The 18293-nt window shown below is 72.7% G+C and carries 16 protein-coding genes; 10 read left to right on the top strand and 6 right to left on the bottom strand.

The genetic code is table 11. From position 1 onward, the window contains the following. Window positions 1–237: 237 nt before the first annotated feature. The 6 genes from ACH4F2_RS17485 to mscL all read left to right on the top strand — a co-directional run bounded on the left by ACH4F2_RS17485 (window position 238) and on the right by mscL (window position 6084). On the top strand, window positions 238–1782 hold the full coding sequence (locus ACH4F2_RS17485) for a potassium/proton antiporter (protein WP_398133572.1): 1545 nt from the start codon (window positions 238–240) through the stop codon (window positions 1780–1782). 255 nt (window positions 1783–2037) lie between these two features. After that, window positions 2038–3354, top strand: a complete 1317-nt coding sequence (locus ACH4F2_RS17480; protein ID WP_398133571.1) for an MFS transporter — start codon at window positions 2038–2040, stop codon at window positions 3352–3354. A 67-nt stretch (window positions 3355–3421) separates the two neighbouring features. After that, entirely contained in the window at window positions 3422–3754 is a 333-nt protein-coding gene (locus tag ACH4F2_RS17475) for an FmdB family zinc ribbon protein (protein WP_398133570.1), read from the top strand. A 116-nt stretch (window positions 3755–3870) separates the two neighbouring features. Continuing rightward, window positions 3871–4713 (top strand): S-methyl-5'-thioadenosine phosphorylase, encoded by an 843-nt coding sequence (locus tag ACH4F2_RS17470; RefSeq protein WP_398133569.1) that lies wholly within the window; start codon window positions 3871–3873, stop codon window positions 4711–4713. 258 nt (window positions 4714–4971) lie between these two features. Beyond that, window positions 4972–5466, top strand: a complete 495-nt coding sequence (locus ACH4F2_RS17465; RefSeq protein ID WP_398133723.1) for a hypothetical protein — start codon at window positions 4972–4974, stop codon at window positions 5464–5466. Window positions 5467–5613: 147 nt separating this feature from the next. Next, complete coding sequence (gene mscL, locus ACH4F2_RS17460; protein ID WP_398133568.1) at window positions 5614–6084, top strand: large conductance mechanosensitive channel protein MscL; 471 nt, start codon at window positions 5614–5616, stop codon at window positions 6082–6084. Window positions 6085–6201: 117 nt separating this feature from the next. Here mscL and ACH4F2_RS17455 read toward each other — a convergent pair whose 3' ends face one another. Then, on the bottom strand, window positions 6202–6381 hold the full coding sequence (locus ACH4F2_RS17455; RefSeq protein WP_398133567.1) for a hypothetical protein: 180 nt from the start codon (window positions 6379–6381) through the stop codon (window positions 6202–6204). Between the two features lie 213 nt (window positions 6382–6594). Here ACH4F2_RS17455 and ACH4F2_RS17450 point away from each other — a divergent pair, with 213 nt between their 5' ends. From ACH4F2_RS17450 to ACH4F2_RS17440, 3 genes are all read left to right on the top strand, one after another. Then, the gene (locus ACH4F2_RS17450; protein ID WP_398133566.1) at window positions 6595–7638 is read left to right on the top strand and encodes a P1 family peptidase; all 1044 of its coding nucleotides are present in this window, start codon (window positions 6595–6597) and stop codon (window positions 7636–7638) included. Window positions 7639–7901: 263 nt separating this feature from the next. After that, the gene (locus tag ACH4F2_RS17445; RefSeq protein WP_398133565.1) at window positions 7902–9128 is read left to right on the top strand and encodes an Ig-like domain-containing protein; all 1227 of its coding nucleotides are present in this window, start codon (window positions 7902–7904) and stop codon (window positions 9126–9128) included. 168 nt (window positions 9129–9296) lie between these two features. After that, window positions 9297–10043 carry a DUF6227 family protein gene (locus ACH4F2_RS17440; RefSeq protein WP_398133564.1) on the top strand — a complete coding sequence of 249 codons (747 nt, stop codon included), beginning with the start codon at window positions 9297–9299 and terminating at the stop codon, window positions 10041–10043. Window positions 10044–10128: 85 nt separating this feature from the next. Here ACH4F2_RS17440 and ACH4F2_RS17435 read toward each other — a convergent pair whose 3' ends face one another. The 4 genes from ACH4F2_RS17435 to ACH4F2_RS17420 all read right to left on the bottom strand — a co-directional run bounded on the left by ACH4F2_RS17435 (window position 10129) and on the right by ACH4F2_RS17420 (window position 15963). Continuing rightward, a complete protein-coding gene (locus tag ACH4F2_RS17435; RefSeq protein WP_398133563.1) occupies window positions 10129–12303 on the bottom strand; it encodes a fructose-specific PTS transporter subunit EIIC in 2175 nt (724 codons plus the stop codon). Between the two features lie 193 nt (window positions 12304–12496). Then, a complete protein-coding gene (gene pfkB / locus ACH4F2_RS17430) occupies window positions 12497–13444 on the bottom strand; it encodes a 1-phosphofructokinase (RefSeq protein WP_398133562.1) in 948 nt (315 codons plus the stop codon). Further along, on the bottom strand, window positions 13441–14202 hold the full coding sequence (locus tag ACH4F2_RS17425) for a DeoR/GlpR family DNA-binding transcription regulator (RefSeq protein ID WP_398133561.1): 762 nt from the start codon (window positions 14200–14202) through the stop codon (window positions 13441–13443). The genes pfkB and ACH4F2_RS17425 overlap by 4 nt, the downstream gene beginning before the upstream one ends. A gap of 243 nt (window positions 14203–14445) precedes the next feature. Next, complete coding sequence (locus ACH4F2_RS17420) at window positions 14446–15963, bottom strand: MFS transporter (protein WP_398133560.1); 1518 nt, start codon at window positions 15961–15963, stop codon at window positions 14446–14448. A gap of 62 nt (window positions 15964–16025) precedes the next feature. On the opposite strand from ACH4F2_RS17420, the gene ACH4F2_RS17415 reads away from it, so the two are divergent. Further along, complete coding sequence (locus ACH4F2_RS17415; RefSeq protein WP_398133559.1) at window positions 16026–16997, top strand: helix-turn-helix transcriptional regulator; 972 nt, start codon at window positions 16026–16028, stop codon at window positions 16995–16997. 176 nt (window positions 16998–17173) lie between these two features. On the opposite strand, the gene ACH4F2_RS17410 is transcribed toward ACH4F2_RS17415, so the two are convergent. Next, window positions 17174–17854 carry a TetR/AcrR family transcriptional regulator gene (locus ACH4F2_RS17410; protein WP_398133558.1) on the bottom strand — a complete coding sequence of 227 codons (681 nt, stop codon included), beginning with the start codon at window positions 17852–17854 and terminating at the stop codon, window positions 17174–17176. Window positions 17855–18293 lie beyond the last annotated feature (439 nt).

Here is an 18293-nt window from a genome sequence, read left to right as displayed (position 1 = left end):
TGTGCTTTGTACTGAACGCTGGAGCAACTGTAGGCGCAGGGCCCACTCCCCCTTGACGCGGAGTCGAGTACGGGCGCGCACGGGCGTTCGATCTTGCCAAGAAGAGCGTCAAGAAAGCGTCAAGAGTTAGGTAAGGTAACGAAGTAGTTGTCCGCAGAGCACTGCGGCCTCGTGTGCCATGGAAGTGCGCTTTCGCGCGCTGTGCGGACGAGCTCGTCCGCATCCGTGGTCCGTGTCGTGATCCGTGCTGTGCGCCAGGGAAGGGAACGGCCGCTGACTGTCCACCACCTCAACCAGCTCCTGCTCGTCTGCTCGCTCGTCCTGCTCATCGCCGTGGCGGCGGTCCGGATCTCCTCGCGCAGCGGGCTCCCCAGCCTGCTCGTCTACCTGGCCATCGGCGTCGCCATGGGCCAGGACGGCATCGGCGACATCCACTTCGACAACGCCGAACTGGTCCAGGTCATCGGGTACGCGGCCCTGGTCGTGATCCTGGCCGAGGGCGGTCTCGGAACGAAGTGGAAGGAAGCGAAACCGGCCCTGCCGGCCGCCTCCGCACTGGCACTGGCCGGAGTCGCGGTGAGCGTCGGCGTGACCGCGGCGGGCGCGCACTACCTGACCGGGCTGGAGTGGCGGCAGGCACTGATCGTCGGGGCGGTGGTGTCCTCCACGGACGCGGCGGCCGTCTTCTCGGTGCTGCGCAGGATCCCGCTGCCCTCGCGCATAACGGGCATCCTGGAGGCCGAGTCGGGCTTCAACGACGCCCCGGTGGTCATCCTCGTGGTCGCCTTCTCCACGGCCGGCCCGATCGAGCACTGGTACGTGCTGCTGGGCGAGATCGCCCTGGAACTGGCCATCGGCGCGGCCATCGGACTCGCCGTCGGCTGGCTGGGCTCGTGGGGCCTGCGGCACGTCGCGCTGCCCGCCTCCGGCCTCTACCCCATCGCCGTCATGTCGATCGCCGTCGCGGCCTACGCGGCCGGTGCCATGGCCCACGGCAGCGGCTTCCTCGCCGTCTACCTCGCCTCGATGGTCATGGGCAACGCCCGGCTGCCGCACTGGCCCGCCACCCGTGGGTTCGCCGACGGGCTCGGCTGGCTCGCCCAGATCGGCATGTTCGTCCTGCTCGGCCTGCTGGTCACCCCGCACGAACTGGGCGACGACATCCTGCCCGCCCTGGTCATCGGACTGGTGCTCACCATGGTCGCGCGCCCGCTGAGCGTCGTGCTGTGCCTGGTGCCCTTCCGGGTGCCGTGGCAGGAGCAGGCCCTCATGTCCTGGGCCGGGCTGCGCGGCGCGGTGCCCATCATCCTGGCGACGATCCCCATGGTGGAGGGCGTCGCGGACAGCCGCCGGATCTTCAACATCGTCTTCGTCCTGGTCGTCGTCTACACCCTGATCCAGGGACCGACGCTGCCCTGGCTGGCCCGCAAGCTGCGCCTGGGCAAGGGGGACGAGGCCGCCGACCTCGGCATCGAGTCGGCACCCCTGGAGCGGCTGCGCGGGCACCTGCTGTCCGTGACGGTTCCCGAGGGCTCGAGGATGCACGGCGTCGAGGTCAGCGAGCTGCGGCTGCCGACCGGATCCGCCGTCACGCTGATCGTCCGCGACGGGACGTCGTTCGTTCCGCTGCCGACGACGGGGCTGCGGCGCGGGGACGAACTCCTCGTGGTCGCCACCGACCCCGTCCGGGACGCCGCCGAGGCGCGGCTGCGCGCGGTCGGCCACGGCGGCAAGCTGGCCGGCTGGCTGGGCACGGGCGGCACGAACCGGCAGCACGGGTGAACGTGGTGGACGTGAGTGGGGTGCGCGCTTTCACAGGTTGCGCCCCTCTTGCCCCCTGTACGATGAAGGCGGCACCTGATCGAACCAACTCTGCCTGACGCAGAGCTGGCGCGACCGTATGGCGGCCGGCACGCCCCCTCCCCGACCGGGCTCCGGCATCTACCGCAGTCCGCGCAAGAGGACAGCTCTCGGCGCTCCCGCACGGCGACAGCCGTGCGGCGGACCGCGCTACCAGGCGGCAGAAAGGCACGGGCCGTGGCATCCACGGTCACCCCGTCGAAGAAGTCGCCGGAGGGGAAGCGGCACACCGCACCCGGCTCCGCCCGCCCCGGATACGGCCGGCTGTTGCGCACCCGCGGCGCCTGGACGTTCCTGCTCCCCGGCTTCGCGGCACGCCAGCCGTTCGCCATGCTGACGCTGTCCATCGTGCTGCTCGTGCAGCACACCACCGGCTCCTACGGCGTCGCGGGCGCCGTCGCGGCCGTCACCGGCGTCGCCATGGCCCTGTTCGCCCCCTACAGCGGCCGGCTCGCCGACCGCTACGGCCAGCGCGCCGTCCTGCTCCCCGGCGTGCTCGTCCACACGGCGTCCGGCCTGGCCCTGACCGTGCTCGCGCTCGCGGACGCGCCCCTGTGGGCGCTGTTCGCGGCGGCCGTGCCCACCGGCGCCTCGGTGCCGCAGGTCGGGCCCATGGTGCGGGCCCGCTGGGGCGTGAAGCTCAAGGACTCTCCCCTGCTGACCACGGCGGCCGCCTTCGAGTCCGTCACGGACGAGCTGACCTTCGTCCTCGGCCCGCTGGTGGCGACCGCCCTGTGCACGGCCGTCGACCCGGCCGCCGGCCTGGTCACGGAGGCGGCGCTCACCCTGGTGGGCGGTCTGCTGTTCGCCGCGCAGAAGAGCACCCAGCCGACGGTCGGACACGCCGACGGCGGCCACGCGCGCGTGGAGCACGTTCCGGCACTGCGCGTCCCCGGCGTGCGGGTCCTGGTCGTGGTCTTCCTGGGCGTCGGTTCCGTCTTCGGCGGCATGCAGGTCTCACTGGCCGCGTTCACCGAGTCGATCGGTGAGCCGGGGCTGAACGGCATCCTGTACGGCGTTTTCGCCGCGGGCAACATGCTCTCCGGCCTGGCCTGCGGCGCCATCGCCTGGAAGGTCGCCCCGCAGCGGCGCCTCCTGGTCGGCTACGCCGCCCTCGCCCTGACCGCGTCCGGCCTGTGGGCCGCGCACTCCGTGGTCGTACTGGCGGGCCTCGGCCTGCTCGTCGGCATGTGCGTCGCGCCCGCCATCGTCACCGGCTACACGCTGGTCGAGGGCCTCGTCCCGGCCGGCGCCCGCACCGAGGCCTTCACCTGGCTGACCGGCGCCGTGGCGCTCGGCCAGGCGGCGGCCGTGACCGTCTCCGGGCAGCTGGAGGACCGGCTCTGGGACGGCGCCGGGTTCCTGGTGCCGATGGCCGGCACGGTGCTCGCGCTGGCGACACTGGTGGCACTGCGCTCGCGGCTGGTGCCCCACCCCCATGGGCGTACGGTCGCACGTGGCGTCGGTCACCGCGAGCACGCCGCAGTGGACTGATCCCGGGGAATGCGTCACTATGGACCGTCGTTAGCACTCATCGAGTGAGAGTGCCAGGAGGAAGACAGTGCCGACGTACCAGTACCAGTGCACCGAATGCGGCGAGGGCCTCGAGGCGGTGCAGAAGTTCACCGACGACGCCCTCACGGAGTGCCCGAACTGCCAGGGCCGCCTGAAGAAGGTGTTCTCGGCGGTCGGCATCGTCTTCAAGGGCTCCGGCTTCTACCGCAACGACAGCCGCGGCAGCTCGTCCAGCAGCTCGCCGGCGAAGTCGTCCTCCTCGTCGACGTCCTCCTCGACGTCCTCTTCCTCGTCGTCGTCCTCGGACTCCGGTTCGTCGTCTTCGTCGTCCTCCTCATCGAGCTCCGGCAGCTCGGCGTCGAGCACCACCGCCGCGTAAGGCCTGCCGGCCTCGTAGAGCATTCGTGGCCGTGGCCGCGTAAGGCTTCTCACAGGACCCTGTCGTCGTCCGACGACGGGGTCCTCGGTGTTTGCCGGGGCGACTAGGGTGCGGGCATGGCGAACAAGGTGAATGCCGAGATCGGTGTGGTCGGCGGCTCCGGTTTCTACTCGTTCCTCGACGACGTGACCGAGGTCCAGGTGGACACCCCGTACGGGCCGCCCAGCGACTCCCTCTTCCTCGGCGAGGTCGCCGGCCGACGGGTCGCCTTCCTCCCCCGGCACGGACGTGGCCACCATCTGCCGCCGCACCGGATCAACTACCGGGCCAACCTGTGGGCGCTGCGCTCGGTCGGCGTGCGCCAGGTCCTCGGGCCGTGTGCGGTCGGCGGGCTGCGCCCCGAGTACGGTCCCGGCACGCTGCTGGTGCCGGACCAGTTCGTCGACCGTACGAAGTCCCGGCCGTCGACGTACTTCGACGGAATGCCGATGCCCGACGGCACGGTGCCCCACGTGGTGCACGTGTCGCTGGCCGACCCGTACTGCCCCAACGGGCGGGCCGCCGCGCTGACGGCGGCCCGGGGTCGGGACTGGGAGCCGGTGGACGGCGGCACCCTGGTCGTGGTCGAGGGGCCGCGTTTCGGGACCCGCGCGGAGTCCTTGTGGCACCGGGCGCAGGGCTGGTCGGTGGTGGGCATGACCGGCCACCCGGAGGCGGCTCTCGCCCGTGAACTGGAGCTCTGCTACACCTCGCTGACCCTTGTCACCGACCTCGACGCCGGCGCGGAGAGCGGCGAGGGCGTCTCGCACGAGGAGGTCCTGCGGGTGTTCGCGGCGAACGTGGACCGGCTGCGGGGTGTCCTGTTCGACACGGTGACGGCACTGCCGGCGGCCGGGGAGCGGGACTGCCCGTGCGGGGCGGCGCTGGGCGGGATGGATCCGGGGATCGCGCTGCCCTGAGGCCGGCGGGCGGGTGTGGGTGGGCCGGCGGGTGGGGCCGGCGAGTGGGGCCGGAACCTCCCGTTCGGGTGAGGGAGTTCTCCACAACCGGCCGGTGGTGCACGGGCCCCGGCGGACTACGGCGAGAAGCCTCATCGTGGGAGCGCAAGCCGGTCCCTCGTCCCCTCGTCACAAGTGGTGGTCACCTTGTCCCGTTCCGTCGTCCCCTCCCCTCTACCACCTCTTCCACCCGGCACCGAAGCGCCGCCCACCTGCGAGGTGCCGCACTTCGCCCCGGTGCGGGTGCGCGGCGCGCACCGGCAGCTCCACCGGCTCGTACGCCACCGGCGGCGCGCCGTGGCCGCCGGGCTCGCCGTCACCGCGGCGGCGCTGGTGACGGCGGGCCCGCTACCGGGAGCCGGCGCCTCGGACACCCAGCGGACGCGCGGGCACCCGGTGACCGAGCCGGTACGCGAGCGGCACGGTACGCGGCTGGTGGCGGCGCCGGTGCGGATCGCCGACGCGGCCACGGTGCGGCTGCTCAGTCCCGGTGACCGGGTCGACGTCGTCGCGGCCGGGGAGGGCGGCGCGGGCGACGCCTCCGTGATCGCGCGCGGCGCGCGGGTGGCGGAGGTGCCGGAGCCGGTGGACGCGACCTCGGCGGCCGGGAGCACGGCGGACGGGGCGTTGGTCGTGGTCTCGGTGCCGCGCGCCACCGCGCACCGGCTGGCCGGCGCCGGGGCCACGGCGCGGCTGGCGGTGACGCTGTGCTGAGCACCGCCCTCACGCGTCACCCGGCGTCGAGCCGCTCGATCGAGGGGCCTGATTGGACAGGACGGCCCAGCGCTGACGTAGGTTGCGGAGCGTTTTGTTCCACACCCTGTTCGTGCGAGACCGGCGCAGACGAGGAGAGACCCCGAGGTGAGCGAGAAGAACGAGCCGAGCGTCTGGCAGGGCTTCAAGGCCTTCCTGATGCGCGGAAACGTCATCGACCTGGCAGTGGCGGTGGTCATCGGCGCCGCCTTCACCAACATCGTGAACTCGGTGGTGAAAGGGGTCATCAACCCCCTGATCGGAGCGTTCGGCACCAAGAGCCTGGACAGCTACAGCTCCTGCCTCAAGGGCCCGTGCACCGGTACCGGCGACAGTGCGACAGGCGTGCGCATCCTCTGGGGCTCGGTGCTGGGCGCCACCCTCACGTTCCTGATCACCGCGGCCGTCGTCTACTTCCTGATGGTCCTGCCCATGGCGAAGTACCTGGCCCGGCAGGAGGCCCGCCGCAAGGCGAAGGAGAGCACGCAGGAGATCGTCGAGGTCTCGGAGCTGGAGGTGCTCAAGGAGATACGGGACGCCCTGGTCGCGCAGCGCGGTTCGGGTCACGACCGCCCGTAGGAACGTCCGTAGGAATGTCCGCCGGACCACCCGTGGGACCGTCCGTCGGGTCGCCCCTCGGGCCGCCCGTCGGACTCGTAGTGGCAGCGGTTCGGCGGCGGGCGGGACCCGCGCGGCTCACAGGTGGTGGGGCGGCTTCTCGTCGAGGAAGCGCTTCAGGTCGGCCGCGCCGTCGCCGCTCTCGGGCCGCTCGCCCCATCCGCGGTCGGTGTCGTCCGACGTCTGCTGGTCCAGGGGGTCGTCGAAGACCAGCGCGGACCTGGGTGCGCGGGGCTCGGGTTCGGGCGTGGTGCTCATGGCTCCAGGGTACGGCCCGCCTCTTGGACGGCGCTCCGCCATGATCCGGCGGTGCTCACGACGGGGATCTTCACCGGGGCCCTCATGGCGCAGGCCGTGGCCGCCGGGGTGACACCGGCCACGCGCCGGAGTCACCCCACGCGGACCACAGCGCCCACCGCCTGATGCCGCCGAAGCCGCCGAAGCCGCCGAAGGCTGGTCGAGACTGGCGGCATGACAGTTGACGCATTGACGGACGTCGCCGGCGTGCTGGTGGGGCATGCGACGCGCACCGGTGACGGGTGGCTCACGGGCACGACGGTGGTGCTGGCGCCGGGGGACGGGGCGGTCGCCGCCGTGGACGTGCGCGGAGGCGGCCCCGGCACCAAGGAGACCGACGCCCTCGATCCGCGCAACCTGGTGCAGAAGGTCCAGGCGGTCGTGCTGACCGGCGGCAGCGCGTACGGGCTCGACGCGGCGTCGGGGGTGATGGCCTGGCTGGAGGAGCGGGGGCGGGGGGTGCGCGTCGGCCCGGACCCCGCGCATGTGGTGCCGGTGGTGCCCGCGGCCTGCGTCTTCGACCTGGGGCGCGGAGGCGATTTCCGGGCCAGGCCGGACGCGGCCACCGGACGGGCGGCGGCCGAGGCGGCCCACGCGAGCGCGCCGGGCGCGGAGGTGGCCGAGGGCTGTGTCGGGGCGGGCACGGGAGCCGTGGTCGGCACCCTGAAGGGCGGGATCGGCACCGCGAGCACCGCGCTGGAGTCGGGGATCACGGTGGCGGCGCTGGTGGTGGCCAACGCGGCGGGGTCGGTGACGGACCCGGAAACGGGGGTGCTGTACGGGGAGTTCTTCCGGGGCGGGCGGGTGGAGTACCCGGCGCCGGACGTCCACGAGGCCGCGGGACGGCGTCTCGCCGAGGTCGCGGCGAGGAACGCCCCGCCGCCGCTGAACACCACGCTCGCCGTGGTCGCCACCGACGCGGACCTGTCCAAGGCACAGGCGCAGAAGCTGGCCGGCACGGCACACGACGGCATCGCGCGTGCCGTACGGCCGGTGCACCTGCTCAGCGACGGGGACACGGTGTTCACCCTGGCGACCGGTAGGCGCCCGCTCGACACAACCCAGCCGCTCGCGCTGAACGAATTGCTGGCGGCGGGCGCGGACATGGTGACGCGTGCGATCGTGCGGGCCGTGCGGGCCGCCGAACCGGTGGACGGGCCGGGCGGGGCGTGGCCGGCGTACGAGGAGCTGTACGGACGGCCGTCCAGGGCCGGCTGACCGGACCCGGGCGGGCGACAGGGCGGTCAAGCGGCTGGACGACCAACTGGCCGGCCGAGCAGGTAGCCGGCCGAGCGGGTAGCTGGACGAGCAAGTGGCTGGGTGACCAACTGGTTGGCCGAGCAACTGGTTGGCCGCGTGAGTGATTGTCCTGGTTCTGTCACGTGTCGGCGTTCCGGGCGACCGGTGGGAACCCCGTCGGTCGCCGACCGCCTCTACAGGTCTGAAGCGAAACCGCGCAACACCTGAACCTGGAGCAGCCCGTGACAACGCCGAACATACCCACGCGGCGCGTACTGGGGGCCTGTGCCGCCCTGGTGGTCGGCGCCCTCACCCTCACCGCCTGCGGCGGAAGCGCCAGCGCCGATGACGAGAAGGACGGCAAGGGCGGCGGCACGGACTCCGTCCGGACCTCGGTCGCGAAGGTCGTGATCTCGGCGAAGGACGGATCGACCGGCGCTTCGATCAACCGGACCGGCGTGAAGGTGAGCGACGGCAGGCTGACCGACGTGAAGATGACGGTGCCGGAGACGGGCGCGGTCGTGCCGGGCACGGTCTCCGCCGACGGCGGCAGCTGGAAGCCGAAGGAGCAGCTGGAGCGCGGCACGAAGTACCGGATCACGGCCACCGCGAAGGACGCCGACGGTCTGACGTCCGCCGCCGACTCGGTCTTCACCACCGTCTCCTCGGCCAACAGCTTCATCGGCACGTACACCCCGGACGGCGGCACCACGGTGGGGGTGGGAATGCCGGTGTCGTTCAAGTTCGACAAGGCGATCAGCGACAGGAAGAGCGTGCAGTCGCACATCACCGTCACCTCCAGCAGCGGGCAGGAGGTGGTCGGGCACTGGTTCGGCGACCAGCGGCTCGACTTCCGGCCCGAGGAGTACTGGAAGGCCGGCTCCAAGGTCACGATGAAGATCGACCTGGACGGGGTGGAAGGGGCGAACGACGTCTACGGCGTGCAGAAGAAGACCGTCACCTTCACCGTGGGCCGCGCGCAGGTCTCCACGGTGGACGCGAACACGCAGACCATGACGGTCGTGCGCGACGGCAAGACGCTCAAGTCGGTCCCCATCTCGGCGGGCAGCGCCGAGAACCCGACGTACAACGGGCAGATGGTGATCTCGGAGAAGTCCCTGAAGACGCACATGGACGGTTCGACGGTCGGGTTCGGCGGTGAGTACGACATCCCGGACGTGCCGCACGCCATGCGGTTGACGACCTCCGGCACCTTCCTCCACGGCAACTACTGGTACAACAAGGGCAATTCACCCTTCGGCCGCCAGGGCACCAGCCACGGCTGTGTCGGCCTGCGGGACATCCAGGGCGGACAGGGCGACACCCCCGCGAAGTGGTTCTACGACAGCTCGCTCATCGGGGACGTCGTGATCGTCAAGAACTCCCCGGACGGCACGGTGGCGCCGGACAACGGACTCAACGGCTGGAACATGGCGTGGAGTGAGTGGGTCGCCGGAAGCGCCGCCTGACAGCTCTGTGAGCTGCGGAATTTGACGGACCGTCGGGTCGCGCGGGAACTTTTCGCGCGGCCCGCGCGTTTTTCCCGCGTATGTTTTCTCGGTTCCCGGACATGATGTCCGACCGAGGGGCTACGGTATGCACCCACAAGGTGACATGCAGCAACGCCGGGAGAAACCTTGAGCGTTCCGTACGAGACGGCAGCGTACGAACCACCCGAGTCGCCCGAGTCTCCGGAGGAGCACCTCATGCGACTGCTCGGTCGCGCACTGAACTCGTTCGAGCTGCCCGACGAGACGATACGGCAACTGGACTGCGCGCTGGCGCACGACGGTTCCCTGCACTCCGCGCACCACAGCGCGGGGCTGCACCGCGAGACGTACCGGCACACCTGGCTGCTCGCCGACGGATCGGCGATCACGCTGTGGGAGCTCGTCCACAACACCGCCCCGGGCAGTGAACCGCAGCACGAGGTGTACGTCGACGAGGAGGAGCTGCGCACTGCCACCGCTCGACTGGCACTGCCGCCGGACACCCCCGACTTCGAACTGCCCGTGCAGGTGCAGCTGTCCCCGGTCCCCGCCCCGCGGCACGCCTACGTCCGTGACGCCTCGGCGGACCACGCCCGCCGGCTGCTGCGCCGCGCGGAGAACCCGGACCGGCCCGGCACCGACCTCGCCGCCCGGCTGACGACGGCGTCCGCGCACCAGATCACCCAGGCCTTCGGCGGCCCCGGCCCCGCGGGCCGCGCCCGGATCGGCTTCTCGCTCTACGAGCACGCGTTCCTGCTGCGCGACGGCGCGGAGGTCTCCCTCTGGGAGGTCGAGCACACGGCCACCCCGGACGGGCGGCACATGTGCGAGGTCTACGAGAGCGAGGACACCGCCCGCCGCGCGATGGAGCGGCGCGCGGCGCAGGTCTCCTGACGGCCTTCCCGGAGCGCGGTACGGACGACACCGGGCCGGGTCCCCTGCGGAACCCGGCCCGTGAACCGTCGACGAAGACCCTCCCTTACGCGGCCACCGGCTGCTTGGCCCCCTGCGCCGAGGCCGACGGGTCCGCACCGCCGGGCCCCTGGGCCGCCGCTCCCGGCGCCGGCTTGCGCAGCCCCTTCAGGACGATCACCAGAGCCGTGGTGACGCAGACGCCGGCCGCGATGGCGACCAGGTAGAGCAGCGGGTTGCCGATCAGCGGGACCACGAAGATGCCGCCGTGCGGGGCGCGGAGCGTGGCGCCGAAGGCCATCGACAGGGCGCCGGTGATCGCGCCGCCCACCATCGAGGACGGGATGACCCGCAGCGGGTCGGCCGCGGCGAACGGGATCGCGCCCTCGGAGATGAAGGAGGCGCCCAGCACCCAGGCGGCCTTGCCGTTCTCGCGCTCGGCGGCGTTGAAGAGCCTGCTCCGCACGGTTGTCGCCAGGGCCATCGCCAGCGGCGGGACCATGCCGGCGGCCATGACCGCCGCCATGATCTTCATCGCCGAGTCGCTGGGGTCGGAGACCGCGATGCCGGCGGCGGCGAAGGCGTACGCGACCTTGTTGACGGGGCCGCCCAGGTCGAAGCACATCATCAGGCCGAGCAGGGCGCCGAGCAGGATCGCGTTGGCACCGGACAGGTCGCTCAGCCAGTCGGTCATCGCCTTCTGCGCGGACGCGATGGGCTTGCCGATCACCACGAACATCAGGAACCCGACGATCGCGGCGGAGATCAGCGGGATCACCACGACCGGCATGATGCCGCGCAGCGCCGCCGGGATACGTATCCGCTGGATCGCCATCACCACGGCACCGGAGATCAGACCGGCCGCCAGGCCGCCGAGGAACCCGGCGTTGATGGTCAGCGCGATCGAGCCGCCGACGAAACCGGGCACCAGGCCGGGCCGGTCCGCCATGCCGTAGGCGATGTAACCGGCCAGCACCGGGACGAGGAACGCGAACGCCACGCCGCCGATCTGGAACAGCAGTGCCGCCCAGCTGTCCGCCTGGGACCACACGAAGTGGTCCATCACCGACGGCGCCTCGTTGATCTCGTAACCGCCGATGGCGAAGCCGAGAGCGATGAGCAGACCGCCCGCGGCGACGAACGGCACCATGTAACTGACGCCGGACATCAGCCAGACGCGCAGCTTCGTCCCGTACCCCTCGCCGGACCCGCCGCCACGCTCCACGGGCGTCGCACCGGCCGGACCGGCGGAACCGGCGGGGCCGGCCGCCGTGACCTCGCCGCGGGCCGCCTTCCCGCGGACCTCGCCGATCAGTTCGCCGGGCCGGTTGATGGCCGCCTTGACGCCGGTGTCGACGGTGGGCTTCCCGGCGAAGCGGTCCCTGTCGCGTACGGGCACGTCGTGGGCGAAGATCACGCCGTCCGCCGCCTCGATCACCGCGGGGTCCAGCCGGGTGAAGCCGGCCGAGCCCTGCGTCTCGACGACGACCTCGACGCCCGACTCGCGGCCCGCGTTCTCCAGCGACTCGGCCGCCATGTAGGTGTGCGCGATGCCGGTGGGGCAGGAGGTGACGGCGACGATACGGAAGGGACGCTCCGCCCGCCCGGGCTGCCCGGGCTCTTCCGTCTCGCCCGTGCTGCCCGTGCTGCCCGTGCTGCCCGTGGCGGCCTCGGCGGAGGCCGCCGCCGAGGCCGCCACGGAGTCCACGCCGGGTCCCGGACCGTCTGCCGGATCGGTTCCCGGACCGCCTGCCGGATCGCCCTCCGAGTCGCCTGCCGAGTCGCCTTCGGAGCCGCCCGGCTCCTCCCCGCGGATCAGCGCCGCGGCGGCCGTCGCCCCGCCCACCGACCGCAGTGCGGCGGTGAACTCGGCGTTCATCAGCTGCCGCGCCAGTGCGGAGAGGATCGTGAGGTGGGCGTCGTCGGCGCCCGCCGGAGCGGCGATCAGGAAGACCAGGTCGGCCGGGCCGTCCGCCGCCCCGAAGTCGATGCCGTCCGCGCTGCGCCCGAAGGCGAGCGTCGGCTCGGTGACGTGGGCGCTGCGGCAGTGCGGGATGCCGATGCCGCCGTCGAGGCCGGTCGGCATCTGCGCCTCGCGGGCGGCCACGTCGGCGAGGAAGCCCTCCAGGTCGGTCACCCGGCCCAGGGCCACCATCCGCTCGGCGAGGGCGCGCGCCGCCGCTTCCTTGGTGTCGGCGGACAGGTCGAGGTCGACCAGATCCGCGGTGATCATGTCGCTCATCGCGGGCTCCTTAGCTCGCGTATCGCCCGGAACACGGAGTGGTGGGCGGGGGCGGGGAGGGGGACGGGGGCACTGCGGTGGGGGCTGCGGGCGGCTCCGGCGAGGGTGCCGGGGTCCTGACAAGCGGGGAAAGCGCCGGGTGGGGCGTCGGGCGCAGCACCAGACGCAGGACCAGGAAGGCCGCGCGGGAAGGTCATGACGCCGGCTCCTTCAGTACGCGGTCCACCGGCACCTCCGCCGTGACCGTCACCGTGCCCGGGTCCAGGTCGGCCGGCGTCGGCATCACGCTGCCGGGCAGCCGGACGGCGGCGGCACCGTGCGCGACGGCGGAGGCGAGGGCGCCCGGACCGGTACCGCCGGCGACGAGGAAACCGGCGAGGGAGGAGTCACCGGCGCCGACGTTGCTGCGTACGGCGTCCACGCGGGCGCTGCCGAACCAGGTGCCCTCGTCGGCCACGAGCAGCTGCCCGTCGGCGCCCAGGCTGGCGAGCACGGACCGGGCGCCCAGCTCCCGCAGTTCCTCGGCGGCCTTCACGGCGTCGCCGACGGTGGCCAGGGGCCGCCCGACGGCCTCGGCGAGCTCCTCGGCGTTCGGCTTGACCACGTCGGGCCCCTCGCGCAGCGCCTGGAGCAGCGCCGGTCCGGAGGTGTCCAGGGCGATGCGGACACCGGCCGTGTGCGCACGGGCGACCAGCGCCGCGTACCAGGAGGGGGCGAGTCCGCGGGGCAGGCTGCCGCAGCAGGCGATCCAGTCCGCGCCGGGCGACTGGCGCCGTACGGTCTCCAGGAGCAGTTCCTGCTCGGCCGCCGACAGTTCGGGACCCGGCGCGTTGATCTTCGTCAGGACGCCGTCGGTCTCGGCGAGCGCGATGTTGGAGCGGGTGGCCCCGGTGATCGGCACCGGCGCGACCTCGATGCCCTGGGCGTCGAGCAGGTCGGCGACGAGTGCGCCCGGAGCTCCGCCGAGCGGCAGCACGGCGACGGTGCGACGGCCGGCCGCGGTCACCGCGCGCGAGACGTTCACACCCTTGCCGCCCGGGTCCACGCGCTCGACCGTGGCGCGGACGACCTCGCCGCGGTCGAGGGAGGGCACCTCGTAGGTGCGGTCCAGGGACGGGTTGGGGGTGACGGTGAGGATCATGCGCGTACTACTTCCGTGCCGTCGCGCTCGATGGCGGTGGCGTCTTCGGGGGTCAGCCCGCTGTCGGTGATCAGCAGGTCCACGTCGCCGAGGGAGCCGAAGCGGGCGAAGTGCTCCTGGCCGTGCTTGGAGGAGTCGGCGAGCAGCACCACGCGGCGGGCGGCGGCGACGGCGGCCCGCTTGACCGCGGCCTCGGCGAGATCGGGGGTGGTCAGGCCGTGCTCGGCGGAGAAGCCGTTGGCGGCCACCAGCACCACGTCGGCGCGGATCTCGCCGTACGCGCGCAGCGCCCAGGCGTCCACGGCGGCGCGCGTACGGTGCCGCACGCGCCCGCCGACCAGATGCAGCTGGATGCCGGGGTGGTCGGCGAGGCGGGCCGCGATGGGCAGGCTGTGGGTGACGACGGTCAGCGAACTCTCCGGCGGGATCGCGGCGGCCAGCAGGGCCACCGTGGAACCGGCGTCGAGGATCAGCGTGCCGTCGTGCGGCAGTTCCGCCAGGGCCGCCTTGGCGATCCGGTCCTTCTCGTCGGCCGCCGTGGACTCGCGCTCGGCGAGGTCGGGCTCGAAGTCGAGCCGGCCGGCGGGGATCGCGCCGCCGTGCACCCGGCGGAGCAGACCGGCCCGGTCGAGCGCCTTGAGGTCGCGGCGGATGGTCTCCGCCGTCACCTGGAACTCCTCCGCCAGGGACACCACGTCCACCCGGCCGCCGTCCCGGGCGAGCCGGAGGATCTCCTGCTGCCGCTCCGGTGCGTACATGCCCGTTCGCCTCCGACCTGTGCCCGAACCTGTGGTTTCAGACGGAGGCTACGCCCGGTTTTCCGGAATGTAAACAGGAAATCGGAAGCACTCGGGCTCACTCAGACATGAACGGGCATCGCGGTCCGGCTTGCCGCCCTGAGCGCGAAGAGGGACGAGGGGCGGGTCCGGCACCGAAGTACCGGACCCGCCCCTCCTCTGCCCACCCCGCCCCGTCCGCCCGCTCCCGGAGCGCGGCGGGGTTCAGACCAGCGCGGGCTCCTTCTCCTGCGCACCGGCGTCCTCCTGAGCTCCTTCCACGTGCTGGGCCGGCCGCTTGGGCAGTGCGAACATCAGCAGGAAGATGACGGCCAGTACGGCGGCCACCCAGCCCAGCGCGTTCTGGAAGCCGTCCGCGTACTCCGGGCCGACGCGGGGCGGGGCCACGTGGTCGCTCATCGTGCCGAAGAAGACCACCGACACCAGGCCGAGCCCCAGCGCGTTGCCCATCTGCTGCACGGTGTTGATGAGTCCGGACGCCGCCCCGGCGTGCTCACGCGGCACCTGGGACAGCACCGCGTCCGTCAGCGGCGCGACGATCAGCCCCATGCCGACGCCCATCACGACGAGCGGCAGCGCCATCTGCCAGGACGTGATGCCGAGCCCGTACCGCTCGGACTCCCAGATGTAGAGCAGTACTCCGGCCGCCATCACCAGCGCGCCCGCCTGGAGCACCTTGCGCCCGAAGCGCGGGACCAGTTTCTGCACCGACACCCCGGCCGCCACGGAGACGGCGATCGAGAACGGCACTCCGGTCAGCCCGGCCCGCAGCGGGGTCCAGCCGAGCCCGTCCTGCATGTACAGCGTCCACACCAGGAAGAAGATGCCGAGCGCCACCCCGAAGACGGTCTGCACGGCGATGCCCGCCGCGAAGCTCTTCACCCGGAACAGCGACAGCTCGACCAGCGGCGAGCCGTCCCGCACGGTCTTGCGCCTCTCGTACGCCACCAGCACCGCGAGGACCACGAACGCGCCGGCCATCGACAGGTACCCCCACAGTGGCCAGCCCAGCTCGCGGCCCCGGGTCAGCGGGTAGACCAGCATGAGCAGACCGAGGGTGACCAGAGCGACCCCGACCAGGTCCAGCTTGAGGGCGCGCGGCGCCTTGGACTCGGTGATGAAGCGGCTGCCGAGGACGAGTCCCGCGATACCGACCGGCAGGTTGATGAGGAAGATGGGCCGCCACTCCAGCCCGAACAGGTTCCACTCGGTGAGCAGGGCGCCGAGCAGCGGACCGGAGACGGCCCCCAGTCCGACGATCGCGCCGAACAGCCCGAACACCTTGCCCCGTTCGTGTGCCGGGAAGGTGGCGTGCACGATCGACAGCACCTGCGGCACCATCAGCGCCGCCATGGCGCCCTGGAGTATGCGGGAGGCGACGAGCATCTCCGGGTTCACGGCGAGGCCGCACAGCGCGGACGCGACGGTGAAGCCGCCGATGCCGATGAGGAACACCCGCTTGCGGCCGTGGATGTCACCGAGCCGCCCGCCGGTGATGAGACCGGCGGCGAAGGCGAGCGCGTAACCGGCGGTGATCCACTGGATCTGGCTGAAGGAGGCTCCCTCGTCCTGCCGGATCGACGGGATCGCGATGTTGACGATGGTGACGTCCACCAGGTCCATGAAGGCCGCGGTCATCACGATCGCGAGGGCGAACCAGCGACGTCGGTCGCCGGCGACGGGCTGGGCGGGTGCGGGCCCCGGGGTGTGCGTTGAGGTCATGGCAGGAAGCTATGACCTCGGTAGGACAGATCCCGTCCTAGATGTGCGGCATCCTCGGATCCATGACGACGGACACTCCGGCCCGGCTCCTGACGCTCCTCTCCCTCCTCCAGACACCCCGCGAATGGCCCGGCGGCGAGCTCGCCGACCGGCTCGGGGTCTCCCGCCGCACGGTCCGGCGGGATATCGACCGGCTGCGCGAGCTGGGCTACCCCGTGCAGGCCAGCATGGGCGCCGACGGCGGCTACCGGCTGGTGGCCGGCAAGGCGATGCCGCCCCTCGTCCTCGACGACGAGGAGGCGGTGGCCATCGCGGTGGGGCTGCGCGCCGGCGCCGGTCACGCGGTGGAGGGCGTGGACGAGGCGTCCGTGCGGGCGCTGGCCAAGCTGGAGCAGGTACTGCCGGGCCGGCTGCGCCACCGCGTCGCCACCCTCCAGGCCGCGACGACGCCGCTGACCAGCGGGGACGGGCCGAGCATCGCGCCCGAGACGCTGACCGTGATGGCCTCGACGGTGGCCGGACGGGAGCGGCTGCGGTTCGCCTACCGCGCGGGCGACGGCACCGAGTCGCGGCGCGTGACGGAGCCGTACCGGCTGGTGTCGACGGGGCGCCGCTGGTACCTGGTCGCCTACGACCTCGACCGGGACGACTGGCGGACCTTCCGGGTCGACCGGGTGAGCGAACCGTTCGCCACGGGTGCGCGGTTCGCGCCGCGGGAGTTGCCGACCGGGAGCGCGGCGGAGTACCTGCGGCGCTCGATGCAGCGGCGCGGGGACTCGTACGAGATCGTGGTCGCCTTCGACGCGCCGGCCGAGGTCGTCGCGGTACGGCTCCCGCAGTGGCTCGGGACGCCGGAGGCGGCGGACGGTGGCGCGTCGTGCGTCCTGCGGGCGACCGTGTCCGACTCGGTGGAGTGGATGGCGGTACGGCTCGCGATGCTGGGGGTGGACTTCCGGGTACGGGAGCCGGCGGAACTGGTGGAGTGCGTAAGGGCGTTGGGGATGAGGCTGGTGAGGGCGTCGGGGGACGCATGACGGCGAGGAAGCGGCACCACCGCAGCGCGACGCGCCTTCACCTCACCCCGCGCCGGCCCGCCTCCACCTCGCCAGCCCCGCCCCGCGCATCACCGCGTTCCCACCCAACGCATCACCGCGTCCCCACCCCACGCACCACCACGTCCCCAACCGCCCGCCCAGCGACCAGCCCTCTCCTACCCCGTGCGACCGCACCCCCAGGCGACCGTCCGGAGCATCCCGAGATTGCGCAGTGCCAACTCCACGGGGCTCCCTGCCGCCTCGGGGGAGGCCGCCCAGTACTCCACCGCCACCCGCATCGCCGCCCCCGCCGCAGCGGCCCCGAAGTACAGCTCGGGCGAGTCCCTCAGCCGCGCGGCAACGTTGTCGTCCCCCCGGGCGATCCGCGCGGCCAGCACCTCGGCGAGCGCCCGCTCCGTCGTCCAGCAGACCTCCGCCCACACCTTCCGCAGCGCCGGACTGCTCTCGGCCAGGCGGATGAGGGTGCGGGCCCATTCCCAGGACGCCGCCGAGACCCCTGCACCCGGCGTCAGCGTGTGCCGCACGGCGTGTTCCAGTGCCTCGGCCGGGGACAGCTCGGCCGGCGCCGCGCGCACCGCCTGCGCCCAGCGCTCGGCACCCAGGGCGTACAGCGGGGCGACGGCCTCCTCCTTGGTCGCGAAGTAGCGGTAGAAGGTGCGCGGGGCGACGCCGGCGGCCCTGGCGATGTCCTCGGCCCGGGTGGCCCGCAGTCCCTGGCCGACGAAGAGGCGGGCCGCCGCACGGGCGATCTCCATCCGGGTCTCGGCCTTGCGCCTCTCGGTCAGGGAGACCGGCCCCGGGCCGGAGGCGGGGAATGCTGGGATGGTGCTGCTCACTTCGGCAGGCTATGCCGCTGTGGCAGAATCTGCCATTCGGCGGGCCACCCCGGGGTTCAGGTTCGGGGTGCCCCGCCTCCCCGTCTGCTCCGGCCCGCCTCCCCGTCTGCTCCGGCCCGCCTCCCCCATGGGAGGAGCCGGGCCCGACGCCCCGGGGGGAGAGGCGCCGAGCCCGGCTCGGGGAGGTCCCGGCGCCGGGGGGAGTGCGTCGGGACGTGGTCCAAGGGGCCGGAAGGGCCCGTTCCGGGGGCGGTGGCCCCGGGATCGGACGGCTGGGAACCGAAGGGCCCCGGTGTTCTTTTTCCCGGCCTCCGCCGGTTGAAGCAGCGTTACACGGCCATGTTTGCGCGGGGTTCAGTCACCGGCGTACGCCCCACGCGTCGCGTCACGCCCCCCGCGTCACGCTCCCGCGTCCCGCCGCCGGTGACATCGCGACCAC

Source organism: Streptomyces sp. NPDC017890 (assembly GCF_044328675.1).
GTDB lineage: Bacteria > Actinomycetota > Actinomycetes > Streptomycetales > Streptomycetaceae > Streptomyces.
The sequence above is the reverse complement of the archived record's forward strand: the minus strand, read 5'-3'. Positions and strand labels throughout refer to the sequence as shown.

Coding starts and splice junctions, on each gene's coding strand:
- pfkB (WP_398133562.1), bottom strand. CDS start 13,444: ATGATCCTCACCGTCACCCCCAACCCGTCCCTGGACCGCACCTACGAG.
- ACH4F2_RS17415 (WP_398133559.1), top strand. CDS start 16,026: ATGACGACGGACACTCCGGCCCGGCTCCTGACGCTCCTCTCCCTCCTC.
- ACH4F2_RS17455 (WP_398133567.1), bottom strand. CDS start 6,381: ATGAGCACCACGCCCGAACCCGAGCCCCGCGCACCCAGGTCCGCGCTG.
- ACH4F2_RS17420 (WP_398133560.1), bottom strand. CDS start 15,963: ATGACCTCAACGCACACCCCGGGGCCCGCACCCGCCCAGCCCGTCGCC.
- ACH4F2_RS17425 (WP_398133561.1), bottom strand. CDS start 14,202: ATGTACGCACCGGAGCGGCAGCAGGAGATCCTCCGGCTCGCCCGGGAC.
- ACH4F2_RS17470 (WP_398133569.1), top strand. CDS start 3,871: ATGGCGAACAAGGTGAATGCCGAGATCGGTGTGGTCGGCGGCTCCGGT.
- ACH4F2_RS17450 (WP_398133566.1), top strand. CDS start 6,595: ATGACAGTTGACGCATTGACGGACGTCGCCGGCGTGCTGGTGGGGCAT.
- ACH4F2_RS17435 (WP_398133563.1), bottom strand. CDS start 12,303: ATGAGCGACATGATCACCGCGGATCTGGTCGACCTCGACCTGTCCGCC.